The sequence below is a fragment of the Pantoea dispersa genome (assembly GCF_019890955.1).
Classification (GTDB): domain Bacteria; phylum Pseudomonadota; class Gammaproteobacteria; order Enterobacterales; family Enterobacteriaceae; genus Pantoea; species Pantoea dispersa.
This window is the reverse complement of record NZ_CP082346.1, coordinates 36,925-48,959: the sequence shown is the minus strand read 5'-3', so window position 1 is coordinate 48,959 and position 12,035 is coordinate 36,925. Positions and strand designations below refer to the sequence as shown.

Here is a 12,035-nt window from a genome sequence, read left to right as displayed (position 1 = left end):
TGATTTAAAATAATTAAAATCAAAAGTGAACAGTGTGAACACTTTTTACTTAAATTTTTTTTACCATTCTGAGAAATCATCCAGACCAAAAGCTACATAAGCTAAGAGGGATATCATTGTAAAAAAGTACAAATTAAGGATAATCGTTCAACATAGATAATGTTCGTCAGTTAGTGTGTCTTTGTATATTTAAGGTGAATACACATGGATATTGAAAATGAACTTAACCAATTATTTATAAACAGAGCTTCGGGACCATTCTTGTTTCTAGGTTCAGGCTTTTCCAGAAGATATATGGGGCTTGAAGACTGGCAAGGTTTACTCAATAAATTTTGTGTTATGGGTAAGCCGTATGAATACTATAAAAGCAGCGCGAACGGTGACATAGCACGTTCTGCATTATTAATCGCAGAAGATTTCCATGACCTATGGTGGAGTAGCGACAACTATAAAGAAAGCAGAGAAAAGCATTCAAATATAGTCAAAGATAAATCGTCTCCTTTAAGAATAGAAATAAGTAGATATCTAATAGAAAAAACAGAAGATCGAAAAGAAGATCTTGATCTTAACGATGAACTTGAAATACTAAAATCCTGTGATGTTGACGGGATAATTACTACAAACTGGGATCTTTTGATTGAACATTTATTCCCTGACTACACAACGTACATTGGTCAAGAGGAACTACTTTTTTCAAACACCTATAGCATTGGTGAAATATATAAAATACATGGATGTGGTTCAAAGCCTGAATCAATGATTCTTACTGACGCTGACTATAGAGATTATAATAGTAAAAATGCTTATCTGGCCTCTAAGCTAATAACAATTTTTGTTGAGCACCCTGTTGTATTTATTGGATATTCAATAACAGATGAAAATATTCGCGCATTACTTAAATCAATATCATTATGCATCGGCACGGAAAAGTTAGAAAAATTAAGAAGTAATCTAATATTTATTGATAAAGATGAACCTGCTACAGGGGCCGTAATCGAGACGTCATATCTTCATTTTAATGACGTTCAGGTTCCAGTCAAAATAGTTAAGACAAAGAATTTTTCATTGGTTTATCAAGCCATTCATAATTTTGAACGAAAATTACCGGCACGTGTGCTTAGATTTTGTAAAGAACAAGTGTACGAAATAGTCCAAAGTCAAGACCCACAGAATAAGATAGCTGTAGTTGACTACGATAACATAAAAGATAAAAAGGATATTGAGATCGTCTTTGGGATAGGTGTTATTGGAAAGCTAGGAGATACTGGTTATAGGGCTATAACCGTGCAAGATTTATTCGAGGACGTTGCATTAAATAATAAGAATTTCTCACCTGAGAAAATCCTAACAATCACTGTAAAACAATATAACTACAAGTTCATCCCAGTATTCAAATATCTATCAAAAATGAATATAGGAACATTAGAGGATTATAAGAAATCTGGCTTAAAGCTAGACCAATATATCCAAAGAGATTTTCCAGATGTCTTCGCGAGCAGAAAGCCCAGAGACTTCGTTAAGTATCAGGGTATGACATTTAATGATTTTTACGATGCAGCAAGTGAATCCGCATTTTTATCACTGGCCCCATTACATCCTGAGCCTGATGCTGAGTTTATTGCGCAATTCATCCGAGAAAATTATGATAGACTTATATCTTCTAATAATAAATATTTCTTCAGAAAATTAATCTCTTTCTATGATTGGCTTAAATATAGATTTATTTGACTTCAAGTAGCTGATTAGGGGGTGTTAGCAAGTCATTAACACCCCACAGCAGGTAAGATGTGTATATGAAAATGTATAATTAAACATAGTGAAAATATTTAACCAAAGTTAAATCATATAGTTATGATTCAATGTAGACTCCTGTGATCTTCCGCCACTCATCACTCAGGTCCAGCCATGCTCATCCATCCATCCGACAACCTTCCGTTCTCTGGCGATCCGCGTAAGGAAGAGCTGCGCCAGCGGCTGCTGCGACCGGATGCGCCCAAAGTCATTGCCGTGTCACTGTCGAAGGAGCTGGATCGCGAGCGACGCACGCATCGTCATGCCGCCGGTCAGCTGTTTTGTCTGCGCCAGGGATTGATGACAGTGAACACCTCGTCGGGCATTTTTGCTAATCCGCCGCGGCTGGTCGGCTGGATTCCGCCGTGGTTTGACCATGCCCTTGTCGGGCCGGGGCGCGTGCTGGGCTGGACGGTACTGATTGACGAAGCGCTGGCCGCGCCGCTGCCGGATCGGCCGGTGCTGCTCTCCTGCCCGACCGTGCTGGAGCCGCTGGCTGAACGGCTGGCGGTGCTGGAGCCTGAACTGTGGAGCAGCGCGCGCTATGCCCGGCTGGGTCAGGTCTTTCTTGATGAACTGTACGAATCCACGCCGCAGGAACTCACCCTGCCGCTGCCGGAAGAGCCGCGTCTGCGGCAGATTGCGCGCCTGCTGATGGACGATCCGGCTGATACACGCACCGGGCCGGAGCTGGCGCAGTGGGCTGGTCTGAGCGCGCGCAGCCTGAGTCGCCACTGGTCGAGCGCGGTTGGCATGAGCCTGAGTAAATATCGTCAGGTATCGCGCCTGCTGAAATCGCTGGAAGGGCTGGCGGCAGGCCACAGCGTGCAGCAGGTTGCCTGGCAGGTGGGCTTCGACAGCGTCAGCAGCTATATCAGCGCGTTTCGCGCCGCCTTCGGCTCAACGCCAGGCAAATACTTTACGACGCCAGCCGACTCTGCGAATGCAGCATCAGCAGGCTAGCCGGACCGTCAATCGGTGGCAGGCTGTGCCGGTATTTGCGGCGAAACGCGCCGGGCGGCAGGTCAAACATACGACGAAAGGTGCGGCAGTAGGTTTGCTGTGAATCGAAGCCAAACTGCAGCGCAATCTGCATCAGCGACGTATTACTGCTGAGCAGGGTGATGACGGAAGCCGTTAGCTTACGTTCACGGATATAGGCTCCCAGCGCCACGCCAGTGTAGCTGCGGAACAGCCGCTGCAGATGCCACTGCGAATAACCGGCCCGCTGTGCGACCGTCTCCAGCATGAGCTTTTGTTCAATATTCGCCTCTATCCACATCATCAGCTGATGCATAAAGGCTGCGTGAATATCCATCCTCTCCTCCTGATGCCGTGGTGCGACTCAATCTGCGACATTGTAAAAACAGGACGACTGGCTGTGTTTGCGTATAAAGCCAATAAATAGCGATAACTCGCCAATTTACATGTCACTACTCTGGCGGGGAGGACACGCTGTTGCGCCAGCGCACATCATGTAATATTGTAAGTTACATGATAGATAAGCCGCAGTTCTTTCCGCTGCGCCAATCGTCACAAAGGAGAAAATCTATGCATGCCTTTTTACTCTCTGACACGGGTGTGTGCCTGGCGATTGCGCTGGCCTCAGCCAGCATCGCGATGACCATGACGCAGACCGAACTGTTTGCAGGTTTGCGCGCCTGGACCGCACGCAAACACGCCTCACTCGGCCATCTGTTTCACTGTTTCTATTGCCTGAGCCATTGGGTGGTGTTTGCCGCGATGCTGATTTACCACCCGACGCTGCTGAACAGCGGTTGGCCGCTGGTCGACTGGATCATGACAGCCTTCATCACGCTGACGCTGACCACGTTTGTCAGCGGTATGATGTTTAAAGTATTTCAGGCCGCCGTCACCACGCATGTGATGAAGCATGACGCGCAGATCAAATTGCAGAAGCAGGATTAATGGCCGCGCCGGCTAGTCGCTGCAGCGCGGAAAGATGTGCGGATCCAGCCCAAGGCTGGCCATTTTTTGCAGGTAATCGTCGGCGATGTCCGCCACGGTAATCTGGCTGAAGCGCTGCAGCAGTAGCGCTTCAGCTTCACCCAGCGCCTGGTCAAGCCGGGCGTCCACCGCATGTTCCACCAGGCAGGGTGAAGGATCGGCCGCCGGGCCAATGCTGAACAGCGCCGGTGAGCCGATAGCCTGGTACACATCCAGTAGCGTGATATCGCGCAGGTCCGCGCGCAGCTCCCAGCCGCCGCCGTGCCCCTTTTCCGACACCAGATACCCCTTTTCACGCAGCCCCGACATCATGCGACGCACCACCACCGGATTGGTGCCGAGCATTTTTGCCATGGCATCGGAAGTAGCGCGTTTAACGTGACGATCAAGATGAATGAGCGCGTGCAGCGAGCGGGACAGGCGGTTATCGCGTGGCATGGACGTTTCCTCTGAAATTCCCGCTACTGTAGCAAACCACGCTGGCGGCAACAATTTATCCCGGCTGAGAGTGGATGGCGCCCTGACCAGACATTCGTGTTAATCATGCTGCCAATAGGAAAAGGCAAACCGCCACAGTAAAAGAAATTACGGTGAAAAGGCGATTGGGCATCGGTTAATTAATTAAAGAACTGAGTGACAGAAAGGGAAAATTTATTTCCAAGAAGGAAAGACAACGCCCCAGAGCGGAATAAACCCTTCCCTTTTAAAATTAAATTTATCTTGTAGGACATAGACTACAAATAATTATTTTATTGTTCTTGATCATACGCAATATATAAAATTCAACGAGCGGCTAAAGTTTGACCTGTCATTCACTCATCAGGAAAAGGTTAACTATGGCTCAGGTCGTTGTGGTTGATGACCATCCGATCGCGCGGATGGCCGTTCGTTATTTGCTGGAACAAAATGGACATACGGTGCTGGCCGAAAGCGCCGATGGCCGGGAAGCGGTAACGCTGATTCAGCAGCAGCAGCCGGATATCGTCATCATTGATATCGACCTGCCGTCGCTGGACGGAATTGAAGTGGTTAAGTCGTTGCGCGATCAGAGTTTTCCAGGAAAAATCATCGTTATCTCCGGGAAAAATGAAAACGTGTATGCCGTGCAGAGCCTGCGCAGCGGTGCCAATGGCTTTGTCAGTAAAAAAACCGATATGCCAGAGATCGTCAGTGCTATTCAGGTGACACAACGTGGTTACGGTTATTTCCCGCTGGGCGGTTTTATGCAGCAAATGGAGCAGGATAGCACGCTGGCGGAGAAAAAAATGATTGAATCATTGTCACCACAGGAGTTTCAGGTTTTCCATCACATTATTAAGGGTCTGAATAATATGCGCATCGCGGCGCGGATGGGCGTCAGTAATAAAACCGTCAGCACTTATAAAAGCCGGTTAATGGATAAATTGCACTGCAAAACCATGAGTGATTTATTTGCTTTCGTGCACCGCAATCAAATGGAAGCCTCATGATCCGTCTGCTGATGTTTATCGGACTGGTGCTGTGCTGCAGCCCCACGGTGGCGCAGCCGATGCCACAGCTCTATATTCCGCTGGAGCGGGAACCGCTGGCACCGCTGATACCGCAACTGTCGCAGAACGATTGGCAGGCATTGCGTCAGTTGCCCACGCTGCGCATTGCGCTGTGGGCGCCCGATATTCCGCCTTATCTCACCTTCCTTGATATGTCATCTGAGGAAAAAAACGTGGAAGGCGTATTTGCTGATTACGCCCGGCTGATAGGCCAGGCACTCGGCATGCGGATAGAGATGCAGCGCTACGCCGATCGTGACGCGGCGCTGGCCGCTATCGCTGCCGACCAGGCTGATATGCTGTTTAGCAAAGCCGGGAACACTGTGCCTTCCAACGCCCAGCTGGACGCCTCACAGAATCTGCTGATCAACCGACCGGTGGTGGTGACCCAGCGCGATCGCGCCATGCAGCCGGTGCCTTATGCAGCGCCAGTCAGACTGGCGGTGGACCAGCACTATCTCAGCGACAGCGTAATCCGGGCGCAATTTCCTCAGGCGCACATCATGCGTTATGCCTCCAGTCGCGTCGCGCTGTCGGCGCTGGCGACCGGCGAGGCGGATTACGTGCTCGATAATCTGACCTCCGCCAGCTTTTTAATTGAACGCAACTACCTCAATCAGCTGGCGCTGGCCGACATTCTCGCCCCACGCGCGCAGGATGCCAGTCGGCTACTGGTCAGTCAGCGCAGGCCGGTAATGCTGCGTGCGATAAATCGCGTCATCGCGGCGATCCCCGCAGAGCAGCATCGCGCGATCTCACGCCAGTGGACACAGCGCCCGGACATCTGGCGTCTGCAGCAGCCGCTGGCGCTTACGGCTGCTGAACAGCGCTGGCTACAGCAGCACGGCATCGTGCGCGTGGGTTTTAATCCGTTTTTTGCGCCACTGGCACTGCTGGATGGGCGTAACCAGTTTCAGGGCATCAGTGCCGAACTGCTGCACCAAATCCACCTGCGCACCGGTATCAATTTTGTCGCCGTGCCGGAGTATCACGAAGACACGCTCCTGATGCAGCTTCAACAGCATAAAATCGACATGGTGGCCGCACTCTCCTATAACGCGCAGTGGCCAGGCCGTTTTACCCAGCCGTGGCTGCACACGCCGTTTGTGCTGATTACCGCCGCTACCGCGGGTGCACCGGTCGCGCTGCACTCGGGCTTAAGTATCAGCGTAATGAAAGGCAGCCCGGTCATTGGCTGGCTGCAGCAACACTATCCTGAAGTACAGCTACAGCTGGTGGACAACGCCAGTCTCGGCATGCAGCAAGTTGTGGAAGGCAAAGCCGATGGCATGGTGCATAACCAGCTGGGCGCCGCTTACCTGATCAAACGCTATTTTTCCGGACGGATGCGTATTGTCCAGCGCGTCGGCACCCAGCCCGCTCACATCAGTTTCGCCGTGCACGCTGGCGATCCCGAGCTGCTCAGCATCATGAATAAAGCCCTGAATGAAATATTACCCAGTGAGATCTCGCAGCTCACCAGCCGCTGGCAGGGTACGCCCGAGGTGACGGCCAGCAGCTGGCCACTGTATCGCGCGCCATTTTATGCGCTGGCGGGCGTGGCAGCCGTCGTCTCCCTCGCCTGCCTGCTCTGGGTGTATCAGCGCGGCCGGGAAATCCGCCGCCGCCGCCGGGCGCAGCGGCAATTGCAGATCGCCCGCGATCGTGCCGACCGTGAAAATCAGGCCAAAAGCCGCTGGGTTGCTACCGTGAGCCATGAGATTCGCAATCCGGTCAACGCGATCATCGGCCTGCTGGCGCTGGAAGCGCGTAAGGCCGGTGCCAGCGAGGCGCTGCTGACTGCATGGCAATCGGCACAGGCATTAAGCGGCCTGGTGGGCGACATTCTGGATATGGCGAAGATTGAGCGTGGGCAGCTGACGCTGGCACCGCAGTGGCACAGCATCGCGACCCTGTGCCAGCCGGTACTGCAGCTCTATCAGGGGCTGGCGCATGAAAAAAACCTTACGCTTAGCTATCACACTACGCTGCCTGATCTTGAAGTCTGGGTTGATGCGCCGCGTCTGCGTCAGGTGATCGCCAATTACATCAGCAACGCCATTAAATTCACGCCGCAGGGAAACGTGGCGGTGTATCTCAGCGGTGAGCAAAACGCCGCTGGCGAACTGGTGCTGGAAATTGAAGTACAGGATAGCGGCATTGGCATCAGCGAACAGGAGCAACAACAGCTGTTTCAGCCGTTTGCGCAGGCCGCAGCCGGCCGTCAGCAAACCGGCTGCGGACTGGGGCTGGTGATCAGCGCGCAGCTGCTGCAACAGATGCAGGGCAGCATGCGGCTGCACAGCGAGCCGGGTGAAGGCACCCTGGTTCACGTCACGCTGCCGCTACCGAGTCGCGCACCGCCGCCGGTAACCCTGTGCGCGACTGGTGCGCCGCCCGCCGTGCCGGCACTGCATATCCTGGTGGTTGACGATCATCCGGCGAATTGTTTGCTGCTGACCCGTCAGCTGGAAGCGCTGCAGCATCGTGTTACCGCGATCGGCCAGCCTGACCTCGCACCTGAGATCATCGCAACACAGCAAATTGACGCGGTAATCACCGATTGCCATATGCCGCAGATGGATGGTTTTACGCTGACCAGTATGTTACGTCGCCGTGGTTATCGTCACAAAATCATCGGACTTACCGGCAGTGCACTGGCTGAGACGCGCGAACGCGGCCTCGCGGCTGGTATGGATGCGTGCCTGTTTAAGCCGCTGCATCCGGATCAGCTTAACGCTGCCCTGGCGCAGCCTGCTACCCTGCCGGCATTGCTGTCGTTGCCGCAGCTGCGCGCCATGGTGCACCACGATGACGATATGGTGGCAAAACTGCTGCTCAGGGTATGCGAAGAGAATCAACGCGATTTGCAACAGGCCCAGCAGGAACTGGCGCAGCAGCAGTGGCCGGCGCTGGCACGCACGCTGCACCGGCTGGCCGGGGCAGCTCAAATTATCTATGCAGCAGATATCAATCAGCTGTGCCAGCAGCTTGAGCAGGCCTGCGTCGATGCGCGCGATGGCGACCTGCTCAGCGTGGGTCTGGCTGGCCTGGCCTCGCGTATTTACCAGCTACAGCTGGCCATTGATTGCTGGCTGCCGTTCAATCATGTTGTAAAGCAATAAACATCCCGCTTACTGCTTCATCAGGCTGCTTTGCCAGGCATGGAACAGGGTGAGCCAGTTTTGCACCGGCAGATGTTGCTTCTGCCCGGTGCCAAAGCCGTGACCGCCCTGCTGGAACAGATGCAGCTCCACATTGACCTTGTTCTGCCGCAGTGCGCTGAACATGTCCAGCGCGTTTTGCGGTGAGGCGGTGCCATCGTTCAGCGCCTGCACCAGAAAAGTCGGCGGCGTGTGTGCGCTGACGCGATCTTCCTGCGAAAGCTGCGCCATTTGTTGGGCAGTGAGATCTTTTCCGTACAGCGCCGCGCGCGTGCCTGGGTGGGTCACGCCCTGTTTCAGCGACAGCACCGGATAGATAAGCGCGCTGAAATCCGGGCGCGCCGACACCTTATCCTGCGCATCGACGGCCTGATAGTTAGCTTCATCGGGAGTGTTGCTCAGATTGGCGGCGAGAAAGGCGCCGGCGGAAAAGCCCATCACGCCAATGCGGTCAGGCGCCACCTGGTACTGCTGCGCATTGGCCCGAATCAGCCGCAGCGCTCGCTGGGTATCGGCAAAAGCCTGCTGGCGATACTGCGCTGAACCGTCGTGTGGCAGACGATAAATTAACACAAATGAAGCGTAGCCCTGCTTGCTGAGCACGTTGGCCACATCCAGCCCTTCGAGATCTTTCATAATATAAGAAAAACCCCCACCGGGAATGATTAGCACCGCCGCATGATTATTTTTTCCTGTTGCCGGAACATAAATCATTTGTGGCGCATCGACGTGGGTAACAGCCCGGTTATTAATGGCCGGGTTTTTACTAAAATTAATAAATTTATTATTTGCTGACACTTCATTTGGCCAGATCGGAATTTCCTTATTGGCAAACGCGGCCGGAAGATACAGTAAAAAAAACAGACTAAATATCCGCAACCCTCTCATCGCACTGGCTCCAAATCCTGAATAAAAACAGTAACAAAAGTCAAACTGAACGGATAAAATCGCTCAGTGACGCTCCGGCTCCCCGCGAGATAATGAAAAAAACATACTCATCGAAAAATGTCTGTGGAAACGGTAGCAAATAAATATGGCAAAACCTATTCAATATAATATCGGACCAGGAAAAATTAGACTTTTCTCATGTTTACGTTAACAAGGCCGTATGTTATAAGTGAATTTTAAACTATAAGAATCTGTGACCATGGGAATTTACTGGATCATAAGTCTTAGCCTGACTTTCGTCGCTATTGTCGAAATCATGTTAAGTAAAAATGAAAACACAGCGCAAATCAGGACGTGGCTTTATTTTGTTGCCGTTGTAGTACTTTTTACTTTTGGCGGTATTCGTGGCCTGGGAACCGGCCTTGATGACTTCCAGTATCGCGACTTCTATGCCCAGTTTATCGATAAAATTATTATCGAAGGATTCTGGCGTGCGGTCGTGGAATTCCGTTATGAACCAGCCATTTACGCCATTGCCGGTGCGACACGCATCTTTACCGCTAATCCGGACATTTTCATCTTTGTCTTCGCGGTCATCGCTGTTGGTGTCAACGCGCACTACTTCCGTAAGCTGACACCGCTGCCGCTGGTGGCCCTCGCCGTCTACTCTGCGCACCTGTTTATCAACAAAGACATGAACCAGATTCGCTTCGGTTTATGTTCGGCGTTTTTAATGGGCTTCGTCTGGCACATGTCGCGGCGCAGCAAGTCTGGCATGATCACCACCTTCATCCTGTCGTTTATCAGCCACGCCACCGCGATTGTCGCGCTGCTGATTCCGCTGGCGATGATTGTGCGTAAAAACAAATACATCCCGATTGCTATCGTGGTCGCCAGCCTGCCGCTGGCGTTTCTCGGCAGTTCAGCGCTGATCGCCGCGCTCTCCAGCCACCTCGGTGCGCTGGGCGACAGGGCCATGGGCTATGCCGATGCCGATTCTCGCCAGGAACAGGGTATTCTGACCCTGTCGAACCTGAAGAATATCGGCTTCGTCTTTATCTTCAGCTACATGTTGCTGAGCGATAAAATTAAAAATTTCGACCCGGAAAAGTTTAATACCTATTACATTCTGGTGATCACTTTTGCCATCGGCAGTGGCCTGAGGATGGCGCTACAGGATTACGCTTCTGGTGGTCGTCTGGCGAACTATTTGCTGCAGGTTGAGCCGGTGCTTATTTCGCTGTGTATCTGGGAAACCAGAAAGCTGAAGAAGGTACTTGCCGTGGCTGTCACCATTCTGATGGTGCTGTACTATCTCTACTACAACACCGTATCGAGCAAGCAGTCGATTGTCGGCTATGAGGTGTCACGCACCTTCCAGCTGTTCCGTTAGGTCCAGAAATAACGCTAGCCAACTGGTTAGCGTTTTTTCATTAATAAGCCCTTTCTCATCGTCATCCAGGGAAAATCCGAATATTTTACTGGTCCTGAACATTGCTTGCTTTTTATGTGGATTAAAATTCTAATAGATTGCATCTGCTCACGCAGAACACCTGTGATAAGAATATTCCGAAGCAACCATGCAAAGTCTTTCATGGCTTTTCCTGGCACGTCGTCACTCAATGAAAGAATGCTGACATGAACGAAAAAAACAATTTTGACATCGTACGACTTTCCCTCGCCTTTATCGTAATGCTGGTGCATTCCGCTGAGGTGACGAGAAACGCCGATATCCGTTTCCTGGCGCATTTTCTCAATAGTGATTTTGCCGTCAAAGGATTTTTCGCAATAAGTGGTTTTCTTATTGCAAAAAGTTACTTAAGAAGTAAATCGCTGACGTCCTATTTTATTAAGCGCGCGCAACGTATATTGCCGGCTTATATTTTCACCATCATCATGTGTTTTGTGATTGGCATGTGTCTTACCACCCTGCCGCTGATGGATTTCCTGAAAAATAAAGAAACCCTTAAATATCTGGTCGCCAACTTCTCGTTTCTTAACTTTATTCAGCCGTCGCTGCCGGGCGTGTTTACCAACAACCCCAATCAGCCGCTGGATGGTTCACTGTGGACCATCAAAGCCGAGCTGACGCTCTACGTGTTGCTGCCCTTTATCGTGCCGTTGCTGAAACGAAGCCCGCTGAAAGTGTGGAGCGTGATTTTTATTATCTCCTGCGCCTGGTACTTCTACTTCACCGCGCTGTACAGCGGGCCGAAAGCCGATACGCTGGCCAAGCAGTTTATTGCGCTGTCGTCCTACTTCTTCTTTGGCAGCCTGCTGGCGGTGCATCAGCCAACCTTTGACCGCCTGAAAGAGATCACCATTGTGTCGCTGGTGGTGTTCCTGCTGTTCAAGAGCACGGATTACGCGTTTATCGTTGAGCCGGTGGCGTTTTCGGCGGTAGTGATTCTGTTCAGCACCAGCCTGTGTAAAGAGATAAAAATCAGCCAGTACGGCGATCTCTCTTACGGCATGTACCTCTATCACTGGCCGATTATTCAGGTGCTACAGCATTTCGGTGTGTTCGATGCCAACGCGTTTGCTGGCCTGGGGCTGACGATTGTGATGACGCTGGCGCTGGCTTACACCTCGTGGAATTTGCTGGAGAGCCGTTTCCTGAAGCGCACCCATCACGCTCAGCCGTCGATTGTGCCGCCCACCGCTGCACGCGACTAAGTATTAATCATGCAGGCGC

General features: G+C 51.5%; 11 protein-coding genes. 7 read left to right on the top strand and 4 right to left on the bottom strand.

Annotated features, from left to right (window positions below):
* The first annotated feature begins 204 nt into the window (after nucleotides 1–204).
* Together K7H94_RS00240 and K7H94_RS00235 are read left to right on the top strand one after the other, a co-directional pair.
* Nucleotides 205–1,728: an SIR2 family protein gene (locus K7H94_RS00240; protein WP_150361094.1), complete on the top strand. Its 1,524-nt coding sequence runs from the start codon at nucleotides 205–207 to the stop codon at nucleotides 1,726–1,728.
* Nucleotides 1,729–1,905: 177 nt separating this feature from the next.
* Nucleotides 1,906–2,754 carry an AraC family transcriptional regulator gene (locus K7H94_RS00235; RefSeq protein WP_150361093.1) on the top strand — a complete coding sequence of 283 codons (849 nt, stop codon included), beginning with the start codon at nucleotides 1,906–1,908 and terminating at the stop codon, nucleotides 2,752–2,754.
* Here the strand turns inward: K7H94_RS00235 and K7H94_RS00230 are convergent.
* The gene (locus K7H94_RS00230; RefSeq protein ID WP_021506873.1) at nucleotides 2,711–3,109 is read right to left on the bottom strand and encodes a helix-turn-helix domain-containing protein; all 399 of its coding nucleotides are present in this window, start codon (nucleotides 3,107–3,109) and stop codon (nucleotides 2,711–2,713) included. The genes K7H94_RS00235 and K7H94_RS00230 overlap by 44 nt on opposite strands.
* Before the next feature lie 233 nt (nucleotides 3,110–3,342).
* On the opposite strand from K7H94_RS00230, the gene K7H94_RS00225 reads away from it, so the two are divergent.
* A complete protein-coding gene (locus K7H94_RS00225; RefSeq protein WP_058758168.1) occupies nucleotides 3,343–3,720 on the top strand; it encodes a hypothetical protein in 378 nt (125 codons plus the stop codon).
* 12 nt (nucleotides 3,721–3,732) lie between these two features.
* On the opposite strand, the gene K7H94_RS00220 is transcribed toward K7H94_RS00225, so the two are convergent.
* The gene (locus tag K7H94_RS00220) at nucleotides 3,733–4,197 is read right to left on the bottom strand and encodes an Rrf2 family transcriptional regulator (protein ID WP_058758169.1); all 465 of its coding nucleotides are present in this window, start codon (nucleotides 4,195–4,197) and stop codon (nucleotides 3,733–3,735) included.
* Nucleotides 4,198–4,595: 398 nt separating this feature from the next.
* Here K7H94_RS00220 and K7H94_RS00215 point away from each other — a divergent pair, with 398 nt between their 5' ends.
* Both K7H94_RS00215 and K7H94_RS00210 read left to right on the top strand, forming a co-directional pair.
* Nucleotides 4,596–5,228, top strand: a complete 633-nt coding sequence (locus K7H94_RS00215; protein WP_215800529.1) for a response regulator — start codon at nucleotides 4,596–4,598, stop codon at nucleotides 5,226–5,228.
* Nucleotides 5,225–8,413, top strand: a complete 3,189-nt coding sequence (locus K7H94_RS00210) for a transporter substrate-binding domain-containing protein (protein WP_222951474.1) — start codon at nucleotides 5,225–5,227, stop codon at nucleotides 8,411–8,413. The genes K7H94_RS00215 and K7H94_RS00210 overlap by 4 nt, the downstream gene beginning before the upstream one ends.
* A gap of 9 nt (nucleotides 8,414–8,422) precedes the next feature.
* On the opposite strand, the gene K7H94_RS00205 is transcribed toward K7H94_RS00210, so the two are convergent.
* Nucleotides 8,423–9,166, bottom strand: a complete 744-nt coding sequence (locus K7H94_RS00205) for an alpha/beta hydrolase (RefSeq protein ID WP_338047620.1) — start codon at nucleotides 9,164–9,166, stop codon at nucleotides 8,423–8,425.
* A gap of 490 nt (nucleotides 9,167–9,656) precedes the next feature.
* Here K7H94_RS00205 and K7H94_RS00200 point away from each other — a divergent pair, with 490 nt between their 5' ends.
* Entirely contained in the window at nucleotides 9,657–10,733 is a 1,077-nt protein-coding gene (locus tag K7H94_RS00200; protein WP_223815726.1) for an EpsG family protein, read from the top strand.
* 26 nt (nucleotides 10,734–10,759) lie between these two features.
* Here K7H94_RS00200 and K7H94_RS00195 read toward each other — a convergent pair whose 3' ends face one another.
* Nucleotides 10,760–11,089, bottom strand: coding sequence for a hypothetical protein (locus K7H94_RS00195; RefSeq protein WP_166712405.1), 330 nt, complete (start codon nucleotides 11,087–11,089; stop codon nucleotides 10,760–10,762).
* Between K7H94_RS00195 and K7H94_RS00190 the strand changes: the two genes are divergently transcribed.
* Nucleotides 10,979–12,016: an acyltransferase family protein gene (locus K7H94_RS00190; RefSeq protein ID WP_222951472.1), complete on the top strand. Its 1,038-nt coding sequence runs from the start codon at nucleotides 10,979–10,981 to the stop codon at nucleotides 12,014–12,016. The two genes, K7H94_RS00195 and K7H94_RS00190, sit on opposite strands and share 111 nt — an antisense overlap.
* Nucleotides 12,017–12,035: the final 19 nt, after the last annotated feature.